Genomic DNA, 21,661 nt, shown 5'->3' with positions numbered 1-21,661 from the left:
CAGGGAGGCGACCGGGCCGACGGGGCCCGGTCGCCTCCGTCGGCCTCCGTCGGCCCCGTCGGGTCGGTCGCTTCCGTCGCACTCCCGAGCGCTCCCCATGCCTGGTCTGCCTACCGCGCCAAGCGCTTCGCGTCGAAGTGCGCCACGTCCTTTCCGGTCGTGTCGGTGAGCCACCAGTCCCAGTCCTCGTTCTTCTGCCTTGGGTTGTCCAGGAGGAGTTCTTCGCGGCCGTCGCCGTCGAGGTCGTCCGCCGCTATGGGCCAGCCCGTCCAGCGCTGGGGTGCGGCGGGGCCGGAGTCCGGTACGTGGCGGGAGCGGTGCGCCGGGAGCCAGGGCCGGGAGCCGAGGCCGGGGGAGGAGCCGCCGCGCAGCACCTCGACTCGGTCGGTGGTGCTCTCACGGTTGCCCGCCCGCTGGACGGCGAGGTCGTCGCAGCCGTCGCCGTTGAGGTCCCCGGCGAGCAGGCCGATGCCGAATCCGCCCTTGCGGGGGCCGCCCTCGATGACGACCGGCGCTTCGGGCGCCTTTCCGTAGCGGATGGTCACCCTGCCCTTGCGGTCCGCCGGTTCCGCTTCCTCGTCCGTCGGGATGCCGCTGTCGCCGAGGGCGAGGTCGGGGCGGCCGTCGCCGTCGAAGTCGCCGACGGTGACGTTCTCGCCCGTCGGCAGCCGGGTGGCCCGCGCGCTCAGCCCCGTCGCCGTGTCGGCGCCGCCGGTGAGCAACAGGGGCCTGCTCGGCTCGTCGTCCTCGTACGCGATCAGATCGATGGCCCGGTCGCCGGTGATCTCCGCCGCGAACAGCCTCATATCGACCACGGCGTTGGCTCCCCGGGTGTCCGGGTCCGCGCGCTCGACCGTCCGCGCGGGCTTTCCCTCCCGCGTGAACGGGCCGTGCAGCACCACCAGCCGCCGCTTTTCCATGCCGGTCCAGTACGTGGCCAGGTCGGTGTGGCCGTCGCCGTCGAAGTCCCCCGCTATGGGGGGCTGGCGGTAGCTGCCGGTGCCCTCGCCGATCTTGGCGGGATCTGACGTGGCCGCGTGCGGCAGCCGGATGCGGGCGGGCTCGTGCGCGGGGTCCGGGCCGTCGGGGCCGCCCCACTGCACGTGGGCCATCCCACCCGCGACGAGGTCGGGGTGCCCGTCGTCGTCCAGGTCGGCGACGGTCGGTGCGTCACGGTCGAAGGCCATGCCGTCGTTCTTGGGGAGTTGGAAGTCCTTGGGCGTGAACACCTTGCGTCGTTCGGGATCCGGGCCGTGCGCGGAGCCGCGCACCAGGGCGATCCGGCCGGTTTGGTAGACGTCGTCGGGCCCGTTGGCGAACGGCACGACGAAGGCCAGTTCGGGATGGCCGTCGCCGTCGAAGTCGGTGCCTCCCGCGTCCGCTTGGCCTGCGGACTTCGACGTGGTGGCCGACGTGGCGGCGGATGCCGGTGCCCGGCACGCGCTGTCCGGGATCGGGGGGCGGACTTCCTGGTTCCGGGCGCCTGTGGTGGTGCACAGCAGCAGCGCGGCGGCGAGGACGACGAGGCTCCCTCGCCGCAGTGTTCGACCCCGGAAACCGGGCTCCGGTTCATGTTCCATATGGCCACTACAACGGAAACTGTCCTCGGGATGCCAACGCCGAGATCACTCCGTTACGCCCACGCGCGGCGACCGGGCCCCGTCCCCGCCCGCTTCCCCGCCCGCTTCCCCGCCTGTACGTACGGGCGGAGAGGCGCTCTTCCCTGGCACCGAGGGGCCGCTCAGACTGCTTTGGGGGGCGAGGCGAGAGGGTCAACGGCGCGGGGCAGGGCGACAGACGGCACCGCGCCCGCTGGAGGACGACGTACCGGAGCTGACGCGCGGGGGCCGACGCGCCGGGGCTGATGTGCCGGAGCTGACCGGCGCCCGCCCGGCCGGAAAATTCTCCGGGGTTCCCGTGAACTTCTTCGCCGTACCCGCCATCTCATCTTGTGTACGGCCCGGTCAGCACGGGTGGGACTGCTGAGGGAGACGGATCACGGCCGCAAGGCGGGCTGCCGGCGCGGCGACGTGGCCGATGGATGAGCGGCTGAGTGGCGAATTGGAGGAGTGGTTGAGCGATTGAGCGGGTGAGTGGATATGTGGTGGGCCGACGCGCGGGGACAGCGGTCGGCCCACCACTGCGTTTGCCCACCACTGCCTCTACCGCCTCGACGCCGCCTTGCCTGACACTCCGGCAACGTGTGGAAACCCCCGCTCACAGACCCGGGTAAGCCCCGCCCGGCGACGACCCGGCAGCCGCCGCGCCCATAGCCGCGTCGTGGTCCGAACGGCATCGGTTATTCGGATAAACCCGGGGCGGTACAAGAACACCGCATCGAGGTAACTCCAACGGCCGCATGGGGCGGGCCGGGCATGCCGGTCGTACTGTTGCCAGGGAACTGCACGGATTCCTATGGATTCACCCGCATTCTCCCCTTTTGTTGGTTGCGCGTCGTTGGTCGGCGCGCGCACGCCGATCATCACCGTCTCGAAGGAGAGTTCGCTCGATGACCGTTGAGACCAACCCGGAAGCGCGGCTGGGGCTGCCTCAGCAGTCCAGCCTGAGCACCGACGCCGCCCGGAACCTCGCCAGCACGACCAAGTCCGCCCCGCAGATGCAGGGAATCACCTCCCGCTGGTTGCTGCGCGTGCTCCCCTGGGTGGAGGTCAAGGGCGGCACCTACCGGGTGAACCGGCGGCTGACCTACACCGTCGGCGACGGTCGCATCGAGTTCGTCCAGGACGGTGCCGAGGTCCGGGTGATCCCCCACGAGCTCGGCGAACTGGCCCTGCTGCGCGGCTTCGACGACGCCGATGCCCTGGCCCGGATCGCCGACCGGTGCGTACAGCGCGACTTCCGCACCGGCGAGGTGCTGGTCGAACGCGGTGCCCCTGCCGAGCGGATCCACCTGATCGCCCACGGCCGGATCAAGCAGACCTCCGTCGGCAAGTACGGCGACGAGATCGACGTGGGCGTGCTCGCCGACGGCGACCAGTTCGGCGAGCACGTGCTCCTGGACACCGACGCCGACTGGGAGTTCACCGCCACTGCCGAGACGTCCGGCACCCTGCTCACCCTCTCCCGTGACGACTTCGCCGCTGTGCTCTCCGCGGCGCCGAGCCTCCAGGCCCACATTCGGCAGTACCGCTCGCTTCCCCGCCAACCGCAAAACCGTAAGGGCGAGGCCGAGATCGCGATGTCGTCCGGTCACACCGGCGAGGTCGAGCTTCCGGGAGCCTTCGTCGACTACGAACTCAACCCGCGCGAGTACGAACTCTCCGTCGCGCAGACCGTTCTGCGGATCCACACGAGGGTCGCGGACCTCTACAACGGGCCGATGAACCAGACGGAGGAGCAGCTCAGGCTCACCATCGAGGCGGTGCGTGAGCGCCAGGAGCACGAGCTGGTCAACAACCGGGAGTTCGGTCTGCTTCACAACGCCGACTTCAAGCAGCGCATTCAGCCCCACTCCGGCCCGCCCACCCCGGACGACCTCGACGAGCTGCTCAGCCGCCGCCGGGGCACCAAGCTCTTTCTCGCCCATCCCAAAGCGATCGCGGCGATCGCGCGGGAGTTCAACGCCCGCGGCCTCTACCCGACCCACGTCGACCTCGGCGGGCAGCAGGTCCCGGCCTGGCGCGGGGTCCCGATCCTGCCCTGCAACAAGATCCCCGTCAGCAAGGAGGGCACCAGCTCGATCTTCGCCATGCGTACCGGCGAGGACAACCAAGGTGTCATCGGCCTCCGCCAGACCGGCCTGCCGGAGGAGTACGAGCCGGGCCTGTCGGTGCGCTGCATGGGCATCAACGAGCAGGCGATCATCTCGTACCTGGTCAGCACCTACTACTCCACCGCGATCCTGGTGCCCGACGCACTCGGCGTTCTGGAGAACGTGCAGGTCGGCCACTGGCGCGACTAGGCGCGACCAGGCGCGACCAGAGGACGCCCGACCGACGGTTGCGACGGTCCGGACCCGCCCGGAGCGGGCGCGACCGCCCGAGATTCGGGGCAGCCCACCCACCTCACCAAGGAGCCACGGATGTCCGATCCTGGGCCTTCTCCTCTGCCCGGCCCGCCCCCCGTCCCCGCCCCCGTCCCCGTCCCTGCCGCAAGGGCCCTTCCCGCAGACGTGTCCGTCCCCGACGACGGCCCGGGTGGCGACCTGATCGCCGAGCACGTGGCGGAGGGCGCCGCTGCGGCGAGGCAGTCGGGCATCGCCATGGAACGGATCCTGCGCGGCCCCAGCGGTCTGGGCACGGTGGGGCTGCACCTGGGCCGGTTCGAGGAGCCCGCGGGGCCTGGGACACCGGCGGAGGGCGAGGCGATCCCGGGTCTCTACCACCACCCCGTGCGGGAACCCGACCCTGTGCGGGTGGAGGAGGTCAGCCGAAGGATCAAGGCGTGGGCGGTGGACGAGGTCCAGGCGTACCCCCCGGAGTGGGCGGACCAGTTCGACGGCTTCGCCGTCGGCCGCTACATGGTCGCCTGCCATCCGGACGCTCCCACCATCGACCACCTGATGGTCGCCACACGGCTGATGGTCGCCGAGAACGCGGTCGACGACTGCTACTGCGAGGACCACGGCGGCTCACCCATCGGCCTCGGCAGCCGACTTCTGCTGGCCCACACGGCTCTCGACCCGCTCCACACGACGAAGGAGTACGAGCCGCAGTGGAAGGAGTCGCTGGAGTCGGACGCTCCCCGGCGCGCCTACCGCTCCGCCATGGAGTACTTCCTTCAGCAGGCCACCCCCTCCCAGGCCGACCGGTTCCGGCACGACATGGGCCGTCTGCACCTGGGGTATCTCGCGGAGGCAGCGTGGGCCCAGGCGGAACAGGTGCCCGAGGTGTGGGAGTACCTGGCGATGCGCCAGTTCAACAACTTCCGCCCCTGTCCCACCATCACCGACACCGTCGGCGGCTATGAACTCCCGGCGGACCTGCACGCCCGGCCGGCCATGCAGCGGGTCATCGCGCTCGGCGGCAACGCCACCACCATCGTCAACGACTTGTACTCCTACACCAAGGAGCTCAAGAGCCCCGGCCTGCACCTGAACCTGCCGGTGGTGATCGCCGAACGGGAGGGCCTCTCCGAGCGGGAGGCGTACCTGAAGGCGATCGAGGTCCACAACGAGCTGATGCACGGCTTCGAAGCCGAGGCCGCCGCCCTGGCCGCCGCCTGTCCGGCCCCGAGCGTGCTGCGCTTCCTTCGCGGAGTGGCCGCATGGGTCGACGGCAACCACTACTGGCACCAGACCAACACCTATCGGTACAGCCTGCCTGATTTCTTGTAAGACCCGTGAGACCCGTGAGACCCGTAAGACCTGCAAGAAAGGACCGCTCCGTGGCCAGCACGAAGCTCACCAACGCCAAGGCTCCCTCCGCGTTCATCCCCGCCCCCTCGTCGCCCTATCAGGGCGAGATCGCCCGATACTGGGACCAGGAAGCCAGGCCGGTGAACCTGCGGCTCGGCGATGTCGACGGGCTTTACCACCATCACTACGGGGTCGGCGAGGTCGACCGGGCCGCCCTCGGGGACGCCCACGACAGCGACTATGAGAAGAGGCTGATCGCCGAGCTCCACCGCCTGGAGTCGGCGCAGACCCAAGTCCTCTTGGACCACCTCGGCCCCATCGGGCGTGACGACACGCTCGTGGACGCCGGCTGCGGCCGGGGCGGCTCGATGGTCATGGCCCACCAGCGCTTCGGATGCAAGGTCGAGGGCGTCACCCTGTCGACCAAGCAGGCCGACTTCGCGCATCAGCGCGCACTAGAACTCGGTATCGAGGACCATGTCCGGGCCCGGGTATGCAACATGCTCGACATGCCCTTCGAGACGGGGCTGGCCGCGGCCTCGTGGAACAACGAGTCGAGCATGTACGTCGACCTGCACGACCTCTTCGCGGAGCACTCCCGCGTCCTCGCCGCCGGGGGTCGCTACGTGACCATCACCGGCTGCTGGAATCCGCGTCACGGCCAGCCCTCGAAGTGGGTCTCCCAGATCAACGCGCACTTCGAGTGCAACATCCACTCCCGCCGGGAGTACCTGCGCGCCATGGCCGACAACCGTCTCGTACCGGCGGCCGTCGTCGACCTGACCGCCGCGACCCTGCCCTACTGGGAGCTGCGGGCCACGTCTTCCCTGATCACCGGAATCGAAGAGGCGTTCATCAACTCCTACAAGGACGGCTCCTTCCAGTACCTCCTGATCGCAGCCGACCGCGTCTGACCGGTCGTCGGCCGAAGGGCGGCGCGTCAGCCGTGCCCGCCGCCTGACGGCAGCTCGCGGATGTCCAGGTCCTTGGCGCTGTCGGAGCCGAAGCCCTTGTCCAGTACCCTCGCGGCGTCGTTGAACCGGTCGTCGCTGTTCATCAGGGCGCCGACGAGGGTCTTGCCGCCGCGCGTCGCCGCGAACACCAGGCACTTGCCCGCCCGGGCGGTCGTGCCGGTCTTGAGACCGATGGCACCGTCGTACGCGCCGAGCAGCTGGTTGGTGTTGGTCCAGGTGTAGGTGCGGGTGCCGCCGTTGGCCGCCGGAGCGTCGCCCTTGTACTTCTTGGTCTTCACGACCTGACGGAAGGTGGCATCCTTCATGGCGTGCCGGGCCAGCCGCGCCAGCTCGGTCGGCGTGCTGGAGTCCTTGCCCGTGCCGTCGAAGGTCTCGTACTTCGTTTTGCGAAGGTGGAGTTCGTGGGCCTTCGCGTTCATCTTCGTGATGAACGACGTGATCCGCTCGGCACGGGTGTCACCCGTGCCGAAGGTGTCGGCCAGGGCATAGGCGGCGTCGGCGCCGGAGGGCAGCAGCGAGGCGTAGAGGAGCTGGCGGACGGTGACCTTGTCGCCGGTCTGGAGGTCCGCCGTGCTGGCGTGGCGCTTGTTGACGTAGTCGCGGTACTGCTGCCGGACGGCTACCTTGCGCTTCAGGTCGACGTTCTTGGTGTCGAGGACCACGGAGGCGACCATGATCTTCACGGTGCTGGCCAGGGGCCGGACGGTGTCGGCGTCCTTGCTGTAGAGGGTGCTGCCCTTCTTGTCGTCCAGCAGCGTGACGCCCTTGGCGGAGACCGTCGGCGGGTCGCCGTGCCCGGACGTGACGGCCCAGGCGGCCAGCGGGCTGCCGACGAGCAGTGCGCTGCCGATGACGAGGGCGACAACGCCCTTGCGTCCCTTCAGAGTTCTGGCATTCATGACGAGGTGCTCCGCATCTGCGGGGTGTGTGGTGGAACGGGTTCTGGGGCGCGACGGCGTGCGCCGGTGCGGACGTGGAGGCAGGGGGCCCGACACCGAGGTTCGATGGCGGGCCCGGGGGAAAAGTTCACGGCCGGGCGGAAAGAGCGACCATGGCGAGCCCGCCGCCGCTGTCTGCGCGGAGCCCGCCGCCGCTGTCTGCGCGGAGGCGGCCGACCGGTGGCTGAGAAGGCGTGCGCCCCGACGACAGCCACTGACTGATCGCTTCAAAGGCGCCGCGCATGGGGCGGGCGTCCGGGCGGGGTGGGCAGTGTGATGGGATCACCCCCTTGACCGGTGACGCTGGTCAGGAGGTAGGGAGGGGCCAGGGGTGTAGGTGGATGCCGCCGCCGTCGTCCTCGGTCCCGTCGGGCGTCAGTTCAGGGGCACGGGTTGTGGAAATCCGGCAACGCGTCTGTCCGCCGCCGCGCCTCGCGCCGGTCCGCTCTTCCGTAAGATCCGCAACGCTGCATTCGGGCTGCATTCGCGCAGCCAAGACCGCCACGACCTGACTGCTCACGGAGCCTCCCATGCCGGACGACGCCTACTCACCGATCCCTGAACTGAACCTTCTCAAGCAGTTCGACGAGCGCTGCGAAGAGGCCTACGCCCCCTGGGCGTGGTTGGACGACTTCCGCGAGCTGTCGTTCTTGCGCGACACCCCGGAGCTGATGCGCGGCCTGACCGGGTTCGCGTACGCCAATCACAGCGGCTCGCTGTACGCCCTCTGGAAGCGCGACGACCGCGCCGACCTGGCCGCCCTGCCGGTCGTACTGCTCGGGGACGAGGGCGGCCTGCACCTGGTCGCTCGCGACCTCAGAGAGTTCTTCCGGCTGCTGGCGGGGCTCGAAGCCGATCTCGCCTGCGACTGGGACGACGTCTACGAACGGGACGAGGAAGAGCTTCCTGCTCGGGCCGACTACCACGCCTGGCTGGAGGAGAACTTCGGGCTGACCCCGCCCGAGGACGCCTGGGACATCATCGAAGCGGCCCAGGAAGAGCTCGGCAAGGAGTGGGCCGAGTGGATCCACCCACTCCTGCCGGGGGCCGTCTTCTCCCCCGTGCACGAACTGAACCTCCTCAAGAGGTTCCAGGACGGCACCAAGGAGAGCTACGCGGGCGGCTTCTTCCTGCTCTCCTCCGAGGACCGGGAGGACTGGGACGGCGACAGCGATCTGATGCCTGTCGCGGAGGCCAACGACGACTTCGACACTTACGCCCTGTGGCTGCGCGACGACCGGTCGGACCTCGCCGGCCACCCGGTCGTGGTGGTCGGGGAGGACGACAGCCGCCATGTGGTCGCCCGGAACGTGCGCGAGTTCCTCGCACTCCTGGGCGCTCTCGACGGCACCGAGATCCAGGTGACCGACGACGGTGTCGCCTTGCGCGACTGCGAACCGAGCCCCGCCCACGTGGAGTACCTCAACTGGCTGGACGAGCACCTGGGCATCGCCCCGGCACGGGACGCCGACGCCGTCATACGGGCGGCGCAGGCGGAGGCCGACGGGGGGCGGGCATGAGTGTCCGCCCACGAACCCAGGATCGCCCCATGAGTTCCGGACTGAGCGTGTATCTGCTCGACGTCGCCGCCACCCGCGCGTTCGTCGGATCCCGCGACGAGCAGCTTCTGGAGTCCATACGGACCAATTTCGCCGATGACCTCAAGCGCGACGACGACTACCACAGCTTCGAGATCGAACGCGGTGCGCCGAACGCCTACGACGCGCTCAGCGCGGTGGTCAACGGCGGCCCGTTCAGCGACAACCAGGACCACGCCTTCCAGTACGGCTACGCCTACAAGCGGTTGTGCGACCTGACCGGCTCGTTCCTGCCCAACGACTGCTTCACCCCGCACCGGGGCGACTGGCTGTCCGTCGTGGACGAGGGCCTGAAGGCCCTCCGCATCACCGCCGTCTCCGTGGAGGAGTTCGGCTACTCCGACTTTCCCGAGCCCCTCCCGTGGACCCACATGCCCGGCTGCGGCACCTGGACCCCCACGGAGATCGCCAGCGCACTGGAGCAGTTCGAGGCCACCAAGGCGGCGCAGCACGCCCCGCCGCTCGAACCGGAGGTGGTCGAGGCCGTCATGCAGTGCCTCGATTGGATGCGGTACGCCGAAGCCCGGGAGGGCTTCGGCGTCATCGGCTTCCGCTCGTGAGCGAAGCCCCGCGGGCGCGGATCAGGGCCGTCGGCTCGCGGCAAACGCCGTGAACGAGGCCCAGGCGGCGGGGGAGAGGGCGAGGGTGGGACCGGTGAGGTCCTTGGAGTCCCGGATGTGGACCTGGGCGTCGGGGCAGGTGGCCATTTCGAGGCAGGCGTTGCCCTTGTCACTGCTGTAGCTGGACTTGTGCCAGTCGTAGGCGACTTCGAGGCAGTTGCCGCCTTCCTCGCCGCTGTAGCTGGACTTCCGCCAGTCGAAAGCGACTTCGAGGCAGGCGCCTCCCTGGTCGCCGCTGTAGCTGGACTTGAACCACGCCAGGTCTTCGGTGCCGAGGGTGGACTGTGCGTTCGTCATGCCTCTCCTAGCAGTCGATCAAGCAGGCTCCGTGACTCTTCGATGTTGAGAGCCTGAGTTCGCAGCATTGCATATTGTCGCGAGAGGATGCTGACCTCATGCGCCTCGGAGACGAGCATGCTTCCGCGCTGTGTCTCCATGTAACCCAAGGTCTCGTTGTCCGGACTCTCCAGGACGATGAAGGGTCCGTTGAGCCCCGCGTGCGTCTCACGCCCGAGCGGCATGATCTGGATTGACAGTCCGGTCAGTTCGGCGTCCTGCCGGAGGCGGCGCAACTGCTCCCGCCGCACGGCGTGTCCGCCGAGGCGGTCCAGCAGGACCGCCTCGGAGATGACGAAGCTCGCGGAGGGCGGGCACTTCCGTTGGAGGATGTCCTGCCGGTCGAGGCGACCGGCGACCTGGACTTCCAGCTCATCCGCGTCCAGCGGCGGCTCCTTGCTGCGGAACACCGCGCGGGCGTACTCCTCCGTCTGCAACAGGCCGGGCAGCACCTGGTTCTCGAACCAGTCGATGGCCACAGCCTCCCGCTCCCGGTCGATGAACTCCTCCGCCCACAACGGGTACTTGTCCATGTCCGGCAGGTTTTCCACGGCGACGGCCAAGGTCCCCTTGGTGTCGAGCACCTCGTCCAGCCGCGCAGCGAAATCGCTCTTCAGGGGGCGGCGGCCCTGTTCGATGGAGGCGATGGTTTCCTCGTCGACGCACATGAGTTCGGCGAGGCCCGCTTGCGTGCGGCCTGCCCGGCGGCGATAGTTCGCCAGCATCTGGCCAACCATCTTCATCGCGGAGGCATTCTTCTTACGCTTCTTCGGAGGCATAGCCATGTCTCTCCCCCAACCAGCCTCGGACTGACCGGCGTTGTGGCCGTACAACTCATCCGTACGGCCAGGAACGGTGTTGAGCGTAACCACGGGCCGCAACGCTTCTCACATGAACCGCGAAACTCATCTGCCGCATTTCCGGGAGCATTTCTACCGCCGGGAGCGGCGCTCCATTCCCCGGGTCCGGGGGTTCGTCGGGGCGGCGCTCCGTGACTGGGGCGCGGCGGCACGCAGCGACGACGTACTGCTGTGCGTCAGCGAGCTGGCGACGAACGCGCTGCTGCACGGGGTGCCGTCAGGGCGCGGCTTTCGCACCATGCTCTGGCTGGAGCACGAGCACGGCGGGCTGCTCCGCGTCGAGGTGCACGACAGCGGTGCCGGCGCGCCCCGCATGGCCGTGGCGGACGACGACGCGGAGTCCGGCCGCGGGCTGCTGCTCGTCGAAACGCTGGCGGACAAGTGGGGGGTCGGGGAACGGAATCCCGGCAAGGTGGTATGGGCGGAATTCGCGGGATGTTACTCGCGCGACTATTCGACAACTGATTGATGGGCGGAGGAAGCAGAGACTAAGGGGGCGTCCCGCAAATGACTTTGGGCTGGTGCGGGGCGTGGTGCGTCCGGTCCGGATCGCCTCGAACTGAACTGAGGAACCGCAGATTTGGCGCGCGCCCCTTGCGTAGGCTCGTTCCGTGCAGTGGCATCTTCGGCGTGGGATGAGTCGCCTGGCGGGCGCCGTGCTGGGCGTCTTTGGGATTCGAACAGCCACGGCTGGATGAAAAGCGACGGCTGGATGAGAAGAGCGCCGAACGGCCGCGATCACGCCGAGAGGAACGGCTCCGTCAAATGCGGCGTCGCCAGGTGCAGCGTGGTGGCGGGTTCGCGGCCGAGCATGCGCTCCCTTGAGCGCCTGGCCGCCTCGGGGTCGGCCTCGTGCGCGTAGGCGAGCTCGGGGTGGAGCAGCTGGAGCGCGTGCACCAGGAGGTCACCGGTGACGAGCGCCAGCTCGCGCCCGTCGGCGACCAGCACGCTCTGGTGTCCGGGCGTGTGACCGGGTGTGGCGACCGCGCGCCCGGTGCGCAGCGGCGTGTCCCCGTCGAGGAGCCGGAGCCGACCGGCGGCCTCGAGCGGGTCGGTGAGGGTCTCGCGAAGCTGCGGGTTGAGCGCGTCGAGAGCGTCGAACTCGACCCGCTGGAGCAGGTATTCGGCGTTCGGGAAATAGGGGCGGCGGCTGCTGCTGGTCGCGCTGCCGGTCGAAGCGTTGCCGTCCACCGCGCCGCCTGCTGAGGGGACGGCCGCCTCGGTCACGACCGCCCACCCGACGTGGTCGGTGTGCAGATGTGTGAGCACCACGGTGTCGACTTCGGCCGGGTCGATGCCCGCGGCGGCGAGCGACTCGGGGAGCACACCGGGCACGGGCGCCCACGAGCCGGCCGGGCTGTCCGCCGGACCGATCCCGGCGTCCACGACGGTGAGGCCCTTGTCGCCGCGGATCGCGTACGCGCGGAACTGGAGCCGCCAGCGGCCCTCGGCGTCGACCGCGCCCGGGTCGTAGCGGTCGGCCTCGGCCCACTGAGCGGCCGTGGCCTCGGGGAAGGCCTCGGCGCGCGGGGAGAAGAACGGGCCCTCGCTGTCGGCGAGGGCGATGATCTCGGTCGCGCCGATCCAGAGGCGGGGAACGCTGAGGGACATGGCCGCGATCCTGCCATGCCTTCCACGCGGGTGGTGACTCGCCTCATGCCGTGATGGTCTCGATGCGGACGCCTTGCACCCCGTAGCTGCCCGAGCGATACGGCTCCTGGAAGGCGTATACACACGGCTACGGAACCGGGCGATCGACGGCACCGGGCAGCGAATCTTCACCGCGTTGCTGGACAACACCGTCCACGCCTGGGACCTCGCGCGGGCCGTCGGCGGGGACGCGGACGCCGGAAACGCGGACGCCGAGTGCCCGAGCCGACGGCAACGGTCGGGGCAGTAACCGGTCAAGGGGGTGACCGGTCTGGGGGGTAACCCGTCTCCGGGTCGCAGTCGGTCTCAGGGCAACAGTCGCTGCTCCTTCGCGACCGCCACGGCCCCCGCCCGGGTCTCCACGCCCAACTTGCCGTAGATCCGGCCCAGGTGGGTCTTGACCGTTGCCTCACTGATGAACAGGGCGCGCGCGATCTCCCGGTTGCCCAGGCCGCTCGCCAACTGCTGGAGGATGTCGCGCTCCCGTTCGGACAGGGCGGGGCGCGGGCTGCGCAGGTGGGCCAGCACCCGGTCTGCGACCGGGGCCGACAGCACGGTGCGGCCGGACGCCGCGTTGCGGATCGCCGCGAACAGCTCCTCCGGCCGTTCGGCCTTGAGCAGGTAGCCCGTGGCGCCCGCTTCGATGGCGCGGGTGATGTCGGCGTCGGTGTCGAACATGGTGAGCACCAGCACGCGCGGGCCCGGTGTGCCGGGTCCCTCCCCACCGCCTGCCACCAGGTGGCGGGTGGCCGTCACGCCGTCCATGCCGCCGTCGCCGAGCTGGAGGTCCATCAGCACGACGTCGGGCCGGACTCGGGCCGCCATGGCCAGGGCCTCCTCGCCGTTGCCCGCCTCGCCGGCCACCTCCATGCCGTCGGCGCTGGACAGCAGCGCGCGCAGCCCGGCCCGCACCACGGCGTGGTCGTCGCACAGCAGCAGCCGGATCGGCGACGAGGGCTCGGGCGGGCCCGCATCGGGCTCCGATGGGCTCATGGGGCGGACTCCTTCGGAGCGTCGGGGACAAAGGGAGCGTCGGGGGCGTGGGGGTCGAGCGGGACGTGGGGGTCGAGCGGGACATCGGGGGCGAGGGGGACGGCCACCGATATCACCGTGCCCTCGCCCGGCGTGGATTCCACGGTGAGTGCGCCGCCCGACTGCCGGGCCCGGATACGCATGGCCGGCAGCCCATGCCCGCGCGCCGGGCCCGCCTCGGGTTCTGAGGGTGCCTCGGACCCTGAAGGCGCCTCGGATTCTGGGAGAGCCTCGGATTCTGAGGGTGCCTGCCGGGCGGGGTCCGGGGGAGGGCCGTCCGGGGCGAAGCCGCGGCCGTTGTCGGCGATGTCCAACGAGACCTGGTCGTCCAGGAAGGTCAGGGTCAGCACGGCCCGGGTCGCCGCGGCGTGCTCCCGCACATTGGCCAGCGCCCCCTGTGCGATGCGCAGGAGCGCCGCCTCGGTCCGCTCGGGCAGCGGGCCCGGTGCGCCGTCGATCCGGAACGCCACCGTCAGCCCCGGGCAGCTCTCCCGCTCGGCGAGCGCGCCGAGCGCCTCGGCCAGGGTGTGCTCGGCGAGGTCGGCCGGGGCCAGGTCATGGACGAACCGGCGGGCCTCGGCGAGGCTGCGGGAGGTGATCTCGGCCGCGTCCCGGATGTGCCCGCGGGCCGTCTCCGGGTCCGTCGGCCAGACGCGCTCGGCGGCCTGGAGGAGCATCCCCTGGCTGGACAGGCTCTGCGCGAGGGTGTCGTGAATCTCCGTGGACAGCCGTTGCCGCTCCGCCAGGATGCCGGCCCGCCGCTCGGTGGCGGCCAGGTCACGACGGGTGCGGACCAGGTCGTCGATCAGGACGCGCTGTCGGGCCGCCTGGCGCTGTAGATGGACGAGGACGGCGGTGGCCACCGCGGCGATGGCCGGCGGGGCGAACACCATGTTGGGGTTGAGGGAGCCGTCCGAGCCCCGTAGCTGAGAGGCGACGACCAGCGCGGTGAGCCCGGCCACCACCGGCACCGCGATCCGCGCGGGCAGCGTGTGGAGGCCCGAGAACAACAGCGGCATGGCGCACCATGTGGCGCTCGGCGCGAGCGCGAGCAGGACGATCCAGACCGCCGACACCGTACCCAGCCAGACCAGATGCCGCGCGGTGGGCCGGGCGCCGGGGCGCGGTGCGGGTGCCAGCAGCCGTCCGAGGACGTAGACCAGCCCGAAGACGGCGAACAGCGCGACGACCCACGCGGTACCCGAGCCTCCCTGCCCTTGCCCCGGTTCCGGCCCCGGTCCCGGCCCCTGGTCACGGGTCAGGAAGCGGACGAGCGACGAGCCCAGCAGCAGGAAGAACGCGGCGTGCATGACCGCCGTCAGCCAACGGTCGTCCGGATCGGCCCTCCCCCACGGCCGTCCCGGCACTCTCCTCATCCCTCCACCCGGCCTCTCCTCGCGCGCGGTTGCTCACCTGCCTGGCGTGCCTACCGTGCCCGACGCGGTGGCGCAACCTCCAATCGGCTGACACCGACGTCCCCCGAACCGCCCCCGTATCGGAGCCGGTCAGCCGCCTCCGGCACCCGCCCGTGCACCGAGGCTGGCATCAGGACCAGCGAGACGGGGCGGCGCGGCCGTCACATCCGCATCCGCCCCCCGTCCGTATCCGCCCCGTCCGCGTCCGTCCGCGTCCGCGTCCGACGAGCCACCCCAACGAGAGGAACCATCCCCGTGCCGGCCAAGAACATGACCGTCAACCGCGCCTCCCTCGGGCACCGCATCACCTACGCACTGCGCCACCCCCAGCGGGTGCCGCGCTACATGGCCCGCGCCACACGGGACGCGTGGCTGCGGCACCGCTGGCCGGACCACGTCTCCTACTACCGCGCGGTGATGCGGTCCGACACCCGCGCGAACCCGGAGGCGGCGGTCGGCAGCGCCACCCACGAGCGGTGGCTGGCGCTGGGGGCGATGCAGTTCGACTACCTGCTCGGCCACGGCCTGCGCCCCGAGCACCGGATGCTGGAGATCGGCTGCGGCAACCTGCGGGCGGGCTGGCGGTTCATCCGGCATCTGGAACCGGGGCATTACTACGGCATCGACATCTCACCCGACATCCTCGCCGCCGCGCAGGACACGACGGTGAGCATGGGGCTACAGGAACGGCTCCCCACGCTGACCCCGGTCCGCGACCTGACCCTGCGCTTTTTGCCCGAGGCCCACTTCGACGTGGTGCACGCGCACAGCGTCTTCTCGCACTCCCCGCTCCCGGTCATCGAGGAGTGCCTGGCCAACGTCGGCCGGGTGCTGGCGCCGGGCGGCTGGTTCGACTTCACCTTCGACCGCACCGAGGGCGAGGAACACCAAGTGCTGCGGGAGGACTTCTACTACCGCACCGAGACGCTCACCGCGCTGGCCCGGAAACACGGCCTGGCGGCCCGCTTCATGAGCGACTGGGAGGAACTGCCCCACGGCCAGTCCAAGATCCGCGTCACCCACGGCCCCGGCAAGGACGGCGACCGTCACCAATGAGCGCGCCGCGCCGCCGCGTGGTCAGAGCCAGCCGGTTCCCAGCCACGCGGCCACCGCGGCCAGCACCAGAAGGGCGATGTTGAGCCCGATCTCCCGCACTTCGCCTCGGGACAGGTGCAGCGTCATGCCGCCGATCTGTACCAGGACCAGGCCGACCGCCGCCGCGATGGCGAGAAAGACCGCGATGCCGGTGAGGGGCGGCAGGAGGAGGCCGAGCGCACCGAGGACCTCCAGGGCCCCGATGGCCTTGACGAGCGGCATGGGCACGCGGTCGACCCAGCCCATCATGGGCCGCAACCGCTCCTGGCTTTGAAGGAGCTTCTTGCCTCCCGCGTAGGTGTAGAACAGGGCGAGTAACGCGGCGACGATCCAGTAGGCGACATGCATGGAGACGACCTCCGGTTGCTGGGAACCGTCAGTTACGAACCTTCAGTTACGAACCGTAAGTTGCCTCATCATGAGTCAGTGAAGAGAGGCCTGCAAAAGGCACCTGGATGTGAGCAACGCACAAGGAGCTGTCATGGCGGCGCGGCACGAACACACCTGCATGATCAGGGGAGACGGGGGCCAGGCGATCCGCGCGGTCCTGGACCGGATCTGCGACAAGTGGACGATGCTGCTCGTGGCCACGCTCGACGAGGGGCGCATGCGCTTCACCGAACTGCACAAGCACGTCCCCGGCATCTCGCAGCGGATGCTCACACTCACCTTGCGCAACCTCGAACGGGACGGGCTCGTCTCCCGTACCGCCTACGCGGAGATTCCGCCGCGCGTCGAGTACGCGCTCACCCTCATGGGCAAGAGCCTGATCCCGCCCGCACTGGCCCTCGCGGGCCGGGCCATCGAGCACAACGCGCAGATCCAGTCGAGCAGAGCCGCATACGGCACCCAGCACGAGTGACCGGACGGTGATCACCTTGCGCCCATCCGACCTCGCGCGCGAACACGGCATCTCGCCCCAGGCGGTCCGCAACTACGAGCGGGACGGGTTCATCCCACCCGCTGAGCGCACCCGCAGCGGGTACCGGATCTACACCGAGGCACACGCGGCGGCGCTCCGCGCCTACCTCTCCCTCATCCCGGCGTACGGCTATTCAGCCGGCGGCCGGATCATGAAGGCGCTCCACAACGACGCACTCGACGAGGCCTTGGCGATCATCGACCAGGGCCACAGCCAGTTGCTCCGCGACCGGGAGACCCTCGATGCGGTGAGGAAAGCGATAGATCATCTGACGGCGGGGTCCGACGCCACGCCGGATCAGCCATCGGACCCCGGCCCCCGGACCGTCGGCGATGACCGCCCGACCGTCGGCGGACACCGCCGAACCACCGGCGAAGCCCCCCGAACCACCGGCGAAGCTTCCCGAACCATCGGCGAACTCGCACACCAGCTCCGGGTCACACCGGCAACTCTCCGCAAGTGGGAGGGCGCCGGAATCCTCGTCCCCGTACGGGACCCGGCCACCGGATACCGCGTCTTCGGCGCGAGCGACGTCCGCGACGCCGAGCTGGCCCATCTCCTCAGACGCGGTGGCTACCCGCTGGAGCAGATCGCCACCGTGGTCCAGCAGATCCGGACAGCCGGCGGCACCGACACGCTGGCCGGTGCCCTGGACGACTGGCAGCGGAAGCTCACCGCCCGAGGCCTTGCCATGCTCAGCTCAGCCACTCGGCTCAGCCACTGTCTGAGCGGTCAGCAGGTCAGTACTCCGCCGGTCGGTGCCCAGCCGGTCGGTGCCCAGCAGGTCAGGTGAGGTCGGAGAGATCTTCCGGCGTGAGGGTCATCGATCCGGCGGCGGTGTTCTCCTCCAGATGGGCGAGGGAGCCGGTGCCGGGGATGGCCAGAGTGACGGGGGAGGAGGCGAGCAGCCAGGCCAGGGCGATTTGCGGGACCGTGGCGCCGTGCCGGTCCGCGACCTTTGCGATGCGGTCACCGCTGAGGTCGCTCAGGCCGCCGCCCAGCGGGAAGTACGGCACGAAGGCGATGTCCGCTTCCTCGCAAGCGGCGAGGAGCTCCACGTCGTCGCGCTTGGCGGCGTGAAAGTGGTTCTGAACGGCGGTGACGGGCGCGATCGCACGGGCCTCGGCGAGGTGCCCCGTATCGACGTGGCTCAGGCCCAGGTGACGGATCAGGCCCTCCTCCCGCATCGCGGCCAGCGCCTCGAAGCGTTCGGCGACGGATTCCCCGTGCGGGGGCGCCTCTACGCCCCCGATGCGCAGGTAGACCAGGTCGAGGCGGTCCACGCCGAGGGTCTCGAGGTTCTCTTCGACCTGCTGCCGCAGGTCCGCGGCGTTGGTGGCCGCGGTCAGGCCGCCGTCGGAGGTGAAGACCGGGCCGACCTTCGTGGCGATGACCAGGTCGGCCGGATAGGGGCGGAGGGCCTCGTGGATCAGGGCGTTGGCCCGGACGGTGCCGTCGCCGCTGAAGTAGAAGGCGGCGGTGTCGATGTGGTTGACGCCCAGCTCGACGGCACGGCGCAGGACGGCGCGACCGGTCTCGGGATCGCGGGCCGGACCATGAAAGCTGTTCGTGGGCAGACGCATGGCGCCGAAGCCGATGCGGTTGATCAGGAGGTCGCCACCAAGACGGAAGTCGTTGCTCATGGGCTCAGCCTGTGCGCAGGGCGTTCGGACCGCGAGACCGTGGCAGTTTGCTGCCACCGGGCAGAATGGGGTCGTGGTAGAGACCATGACGATCCACGGTGACCTTGAGCTCCTGGCTCGCACCGAGCATCTCTTCTCCTCCGTCAGTGAGGAGTTCATCTGCGCCGCCCGCGATCTCGACACCTGGCCCCGTCCCGAGGCCCGGCAGGCTGCCCACGACCGGCTGCGGCGCAGCGGCAAACACCAGGTGCGCAAGCTGTACAGCCCGGCCGCGCTGGTGGACGAGCGCAGCCGCGAGTACCTGAGCGATCTCGCCGACAGGGGCGGCCGGGTGCGGATCGCCGCCACCGCTCTCCCGCACGAGACGATCATCATCGACCGCCGCTACGCGATCCTCGCCGGCGTGCACGCCCCCGGTGGCCGTGAGTACACCGTGACCACCGCCCCCACCCTGGTCGGCGGGGTCCACGCCCTGTTCGAAGCCGCCTGGGAGACCGCCACCGACCTCAAGACCTTCCTGCGCGGCGAACAGCCCCAGCTCGACGCCGGGAGCCGCACGGTCCTGCGGGCGCTGGGATCGGGCGCCACCGACGAGGCAGCGGCACGAGAGCTCGGCATGTCCCTGCGGACCTACCGCCGCCGCGTCGCCGAACTCCTCACCACCCTCGACGCGGGCTCCCGCTTCCAGGCCGGCGTCCGCGCGGGTGAGCTGGGCCTGAGCAGCTGAGAGACCCGTTGCAGCGAGCCCCGTTGAAGCGCGGGTGCCGGGTGCCGGGTGCCGGGTCGCAGGCCAACGTCGGCACCGACCGTTGCCACCGTGGCCCGCAAGGTCGGATACGAGGACCCGTTCGCCTTGAGCGTGGCGTTCAAACGCTGTCGCGGCATCTCCCCCTCATCCTGGCGTCACCAGACGCGCTGACCCCGGCGCCGCCACCCGCGAACGCCACCCAGGTCTCCGGCGGTGGCAGTGCGCGCCTCCTGGTCGATTTGATCGTTATGTCGCCGATAGTTGTCACCGGAAGTTGTCACCGGAAGTTGTCGGCGCGTGGAGGTGGTGTCTCTGTGGTGAGTGAAGGCCGGGAGAAGGACAGGGCCGCGGTGGATCTGTCGGAGGGGTTCGGCGAGCGGCTGCTGGGGCAGTTGCTGGACCGGGCGCATGAGATGCCGCCGCAGCTCATCGCTCCGCTGGTGGCCGAGGAGGTGCGGAGGATCGGTGGCCGGGAGGTGTCGATCCTCTTGCAGTGCTACGAGCAGCTCGAACTGGTGCCGCTGCCGGGAAGGGGCCTGACCGGCGGTGACGCGCTGCCCATCGACGGCTCACTGGCCGGCGAGGCCTTCTTGTCCATGGCCGCGGTGGAGGAGCCGGTCGCCGACGGCGTACGCCTGTACCTGCCACTGCTGGACGGCAGTGACGAGGTCGGGATCATGAGCGTCACCCTGGACACGGTCGCCGAGGAAGACCGTCGGCTGCTGCGTCGGCTGGCCGGACTGGTCGCGGACATGATCGTCACCAAGAACGCCTACACGGACCGGTTCTTCCAGGCCCGGCGCCGCCACCCGCTGAGTGTGGCCGCGGAGATCCAGTGGTCACTGCTGCCGCCGCTCTCGATGAACACACCGCAGGTCTCCGTCGCCGGCATCATGGAGCCCGCCTACGCGGTCGCCGGGGACAGCCTTGACTACGCCCTCAACGACGACATCCTGCACCTGGCCATCATCGACGCCATGGGCCACGGGCTGAACGCCTCCGTACTCGCGACCGTCGCCATCGGCGCCTACCGGCACGCCCGGCGCGCCGACGTCGGCCTCGCCGAGTTGTACACGTTCATGGACAGCGCCATCGACAAGCAGTTCGGCCCGGACCAGTTCGCCACCGCCCAGATGATGCGCCTGGACGTCGCAACGGGCCGTCTCCAGTGGGTCAACGCCGGCCACCCCGAAGCGCTCCTGATCCGAGAGCAGCGAGTCCTCCGGCGGCTGGAGACCCCGGGCACGCTGCCGGTCGGATTCGGCGGCGCCTCCCCGCTGATCAGCGAGACACAGCTCCAGCGGGGCGATCGCGTCCTGTTCTACACCGACGGTCTCGTGGAGGAGCACAAGGTGGGCGGCGAGCAGTTCGGCGAGGAACACATGATCGAGGTCATCAACAGGACCCTGCCCGGGACCAGGGGCGCACAGCAGGCGGCCCGCGCGCTGTCCCACACGCTGAAGCGGGAGCGCGGCGGAGCCACCAGCGACGATGCCACCCTCTTCCTGGTCGAATGGCGCGGCGGCACCGCCGACCACCTGGCCACCTTGGACTTCTAGCAGCCCGGCGGTCCGAAACCGAGGGCTGCGGGCCGTGGCCCGTAACGGGAGGCGAGATGGGGCAACTCGTATGGACAGGCCCGCCTTTGGTGGTGGGCGCGGTCGGCCGTCCGGTCCGGCTGAGCGTTTCCGAACTGCGTGAGGGCCGACCGGGGCGAACGGCGCACGGGAGCCTCCGCAAGCAACTGCTGGGCCTGGCCTGATCACTGTCGTCATCGGCTTCGCTCCGTTCGCCCCCGGACGTGGATCAGGCGACGGCGAGGGAGATCGCGGTCGACTTGATCAGGGCGACGGCGGAGGAGCCGGGGGTCAGCTTCAGGTCGGCGACGGCCTCCTTGGTGATGGCGGCGGTCAGTTCGCCGCCATCGACGGAGACCTTCACGGAGGCCATGGCGCCGCCGGTGGTGACGTCGGCGACGGTGCCGGGGATCTGGTTGCGGATGGACAGGCCCTCGACCGGTCCGGTCGCCAGGGACACCTCGGTGGACTTCACTAGGGCCTCGACCGCGGAGCCCTCGGCGAGGCCGAGCTCCTCGACGGCCTCCAGGGTGACCGCGGCGGTGATCTCCTGGCCACCGGTCAGGCGGACCTTGACGGTCGCCATGACCTCGCCCGGCGTGACGGCGGTGACGGTACCGGCGAGCTGGTTGCGGATGCTCAGGCTCATGAAGAACGCCTCACAGGCAGATGGTGTGGACTTGTCAGGCGGTGGGCCTGCGGTGATTCACACGCTAATGCCCTGAACGGGGGTGGCGGGGAAGGCAGCCGGGTGGCGTGCGGGCCGAGCGGGCCGATCGGAGTCGTACCCGGAGCGGCAGGACGTTCCGGGCACGCGGCAAGAGATCGGTTGCCGGGACCTCGGCTTGGGAATCACGGGTGGGTCCGGGTGGGTCCGGGTGGGTCCCGGGGGCGGTGGCCGCCCTGGGCCGCCCGAACGGCGGTCTGTGACGGGCT

Annotated in this window: 21 protein-coding genes and 1 pseudogene; 12 read left to right on the top strand and 10 right to left on the bottom strand. The window is 70.1% G+C overall.

Going from position 1 to position 21,661, the window contains the following annotated elements:
* Positions 1 to 110: 110 nt before the first annotated feature.
* Positions 111 to 1,580, bottom strand: coding sequence for an FG-GAP repeat domain-containing protein (locus OHB04_RS19510; RefSeq protein ID WP_326807915.1), 1,470 nt, complete (start codon positions 1,578 to 1,580; stop codon positions 111 to 113).
* Between the two features lie 929 nt (positions 1,581 to 2,509).
* Between OHB04_RS19510 and OHB04_RS19505 the strand changes: the two genes are divergently transcribed.
* From OHB04_RS19505 to OHB04_RS19495, 3 genes are all read left to right on the top strand, one after another.
* Positions 2,510 to 3,922: a family 2B encapsulin nanocompartment shell protein gene (locus tag OHB04_RS19505; protein WP_326807914.1), complete on the top strand. Its 1,413-nt coding sequence runs from the start codon at positions 2,510 to 2,512 to the stop codon at positions 3,920 to 3,922.
* A gap of 120 nt (positions 3,923 to 4,042) precedes the next feature.
* Positions 4,043 to 5,296: a family 2 encapsulin nanocompartment cargo protein terpene cyclase gene (locus OHB04_RS19500; protein ID WP_326807913.1), complete on the top strand. Its 1,254-nt coding sequence runs from the start codon at positions 4,043 to 4,045 to the stop codon at positions 5,294 to 5,296.
* A 50-nt stretch (positions 5,297 to 5,346) separates the two neighbouring features.
* Positions 5,347 to 6,231, top strand: coding sequence for a geranyl diphosphate 2-C-methyltransferase (locus OHB04_RS19495; RefSeq protein WP_326688979.1), 885 nt, complete (start codon positions 5,347 to 5,349; stop codon positions 6,229 to 6,231).
* A gap of 26 nt (positions 6,232 to 6,257) precedes the next feature.
* Here OHB04_RS19495 and OHB04_RS19490 read toward each other — a convergent pair whose 3' ends face one another.
* Complete coding sequence (locus tag OHB04_RS19490; protein WP_326807912.1) at positions 6,258 to 7,190, bottom strand: D-alanyl-D-alanine carboxypeptidase family protein; 933 nt, start codon at positions 7,188 to 7,190, stop codon at positions 6,258 to 6,260.
* 569 nt (positions 7,191 to 7,759) lie between these two features.
* On the opposite strand from OHB04_RS19490, the gene OHB04_RS19485 reads away from it, so the two are divergent.
* Together OHB04_RS19485 and OHB04_RS19480 are read left to right on the top strand one after the other, a co-directional pair.
* The gene (locus OHB04_RS19485) at positions 7,760 to 8,749 is read left to right on the top strand and encodes a hypothetical protein (protein ID WP_326688977.1); all 990 of its coding nucleotides are present in this window, start codon (positions 7,760 to 7,762) and stop codon (positions 8,747 to 8,749) included.
* Between the two features lie 29 nt (positions 8,750 to 8,778).
* Positions 8,779 to 9,387 carry a DUF7691 family protein gene (locus OHB04_RS19480; protein WP_326807911.1) on the top strand — a complete coding sequence of 203 codons (609 nt, stop codon included), beginning with the start codon at positions 8,779 to 8,781 and terminating at the stop codon, positions 9,385 to 9,387.
* Positions 9,388 to 9,408: 21 nt separating this feature from the next.
* Here the strand turns inward: OHB04_RS19480 and OHB04_RS19475 are convergent, their stop codons facing one another.
* Together OHB04_RS19475 and OHB04_RS19470 are read right to left on the bottom strand one after the other, a co-directional pair.
* Positions 9,409 to 9,744 carry a DUF397 domain-containing protein gene (locus OHB04_RS19475; protein WP_326807910.1) on the bottom strand — a complete coding sequence of 112 codons (336 nt, stop codon included), beginning with the start codon at positions 9,742 to 9,744 and terminating at the stop codon, positions 9,409 to 9,411.
* Entirely contained in the window at positions 9,741 to 10,562 is an 822-nt protein-coding gene (locus tag OHB04_RS19470) for a helix-turn-helix domain-containing protein (protein ID WP_326688974.1), read from the bottom strand. The genes OHB04_RS19475 and OHB04_RS19470 overlap by 4 nt, the downstream gene beginning before the upstream one ends.
* A gap of 112 nt (positions 10,563 to 10,674) precedes the next feature.
* On the opposite strand from OHB04_RS19470, the gene OHB04_RS19465 reads away from it, so the two are divergent.
* The gene (locus OHB04_RS19465; protein WP_326807909.1) at positions 10,675 to 11,112 is read left to right on the top strand and encodes an ATP-binding protein; all 438 of its coding nucleotides are present in this window, start codon (positions 10,675 to 10,677) and stop codon (positions 11,110 to 11,112) included.
* Between the two features lie 269 nt (positions 11,113 to 11,381).
* On the opposite strand, the gene OHB04_RS19460 is transcribed toward OHB04_RS19465, so the two are convergent.
* The 3 genes from OHB04_RS19460 to OHB04_RS19450 form a co-directional block, all read right to left on the bottom strand.
* A complete protein-coding gene (locus OHB04_RS19460) occupies positions 11,382 to 12,254 on the bottom strand; it encodes an MBL fold metallo-hydrolase (protein WP_326807908.1) in 873 nt (290 codons plus the stop codon).
* Positions 12,255 to 12,599: 345 nt separating this feature from the next.
* Positions 12,600 to 13,286, bottom strand: a complete 687-nt coding sequence (locus OHB04_RS19455) for a response regulator transcription factor (RefSeq protein WP_326688973.1) — start codon at positions 13,284 to 13,286, stop codon at positions 12,600 to 12,602.
* Positions 13,283 to 14,701 (bottom strand): sensor histidine kinase, encoded by a 1,419-nt coding sequence (locus OHB04_RS19450; protein WP_442814883.1) that lies wholly within the window; start codon positions 14,699 to 14,701, stop codon positions 13,283 to 13,285. Before OHB04_RS19450 ends, OHB04_RS19455 begins: the two co-directional genes overlap by 4 nt.
* 294 nt (positions 14,702 to 14,995) lie before the next feature.
* Here OHB04_RS19450 and OHB04_RS19445 point away from each other — a divergent pair, with 294 nt between their 5' ends.
* Complete coding sequence (locus tag OHB04_RS19445) at positions 14,996 to 15,796, top strand: class I SAM-dependent methyltransferase (protein WP_326688972.1); 801 nt, start codon at positions 14,996 to 14,998, stop codon at positions 15,794 to 15,796.
* A gap of 21 nt (positions 15,797 to 15,817) precedes the next feature.
* Here the strand turns inward: OHB04_RS19445 and OHB04_RS19440 are convergent, their stop codons facing one another.
* A complete protein-coding gene (locus OHB04_RS19440) occupies positions 15,818 to 16,183 on the bottom strand; it encodes a DoxX family protein (protein ID WP_326688971.1) in 366 nt (121 codons plus the stop codon).
* A gap of 133 nt (positions 16,184 to 16,316) precedes the next feature.
* Between OHB04_RS19440 and OHB04_RS19435 the strand changes: the two genes are divergently transcribed.
* Complete coding sequence (locus OHB04_RS19435; protein ID WP_326807907.1) at positions 16,317 to 16,697, top strand: winged helix-turn-helix transcriptional regulator; 381 nt, start codon at positions 16,317 to 16,319, stop codon at positions 16,695 to 16,697.
* Between the two features lie 7 nt (positions 16,698 to 16,704).
* Positions 16,705 to 17,550 (top strand): MerR family transcriptional regulator, encoded by an 846-nt coding sequence (locus tag OHB04_RS19430; protein ID WP_326807906.1) that lies wholly within the window; start codon positions 16,705 to 16,707, stop codon positions 17,548 to 17,550.
* On the opposite strand, the gene OHB04_RS19425 is transcribed toward OHB04_RS19430, so the two are convergent.
* Positions 17,543 to 18,400, bottom strand: coding sequence for an oxidoreductase (locus tag OHB04_RS19425; RefSeq protein WP_326807905.1), 858 nt, complete (start codon positions 18,398 to 18,400; stop codon positions 17,543 to 17,545). The two genes, OHB04_RS19430 and OHB04_RS19425, sit on opposite strands and share 8 nt — an antisense overlap.
* 85 nt (positions 18,401 to 18,485) lie before the next feature.
* On the opposite strand from OHB04_RS19425, the gene OHB04_RS19420 reads away from it, so the two are divergent.
* From OHB04_RS19420 to OHB04_RS19410, 3 genes and pseudogenes are all read left to right on the top strand, one after another.
* On the top strand, positions 18,486 to 19,127 hold the full coding sequence (locus OHB04_RS19420) for a DNA-binding response regulator (RefSeq protein ID WP_326809472.1): 642 nt from the start codon (positions 18,486 to 18,488) through the stop codon (positions 19,125 to 19,127).
* 78 nt (positions 19,128 to 19,205) lie between these two features.
* Positions 19,206 to 19,319: pseudogene (locus tag OHB04_RS19415) on the top strand (AraC family transcriptional regulator); the annotation flags it as partial.
* A 146-nt stretch (positions 19,320 to 19,465) separates the two neighbouring features.
* Entirely contained in the window at positions 19,466 to 20,707 is a 1,242-nt protein-coding gene (locus OHB04_RS19410) for a PP2C family protein-serine/threonine phosphatase (protein ID WP_326688966.1), read from the top strand.
* A gap of 247 nt (positions 20,708 to 20,954) precedes the next feature.
* Here OHB04_RS19410 and OHB04_RS19405 read toward each other — a convergent pair whose 3' ends face one another.
* Positions 20,955 to 21,374: a TOBE domain-containing protein gene (locus OHB04_RS19405; protein ID WP_326807903.1), complete on the bottom strand. Its 420-nt coding sequence runs from the start codon at positions 21,372 to 21,374 to the stop codon at positions 20,955 to 20,957.
* Between the last annotated feature and the right edge of the window lie 287 nt (positions 21,375 to 21,661).

The organism is Streptomyces sp. NBC_01775 (assembly GCF_035917675.1).
Lineage (GTDB): Bacteria > Actinomycetota > Actinomycetes > Streptomycetales > Streptomycetaceae > Streptomyces.
Note: the sequence above shows the minus strand (reverse complement) of the source record. Positions and strands in the feature narration are given on the sequence as shown.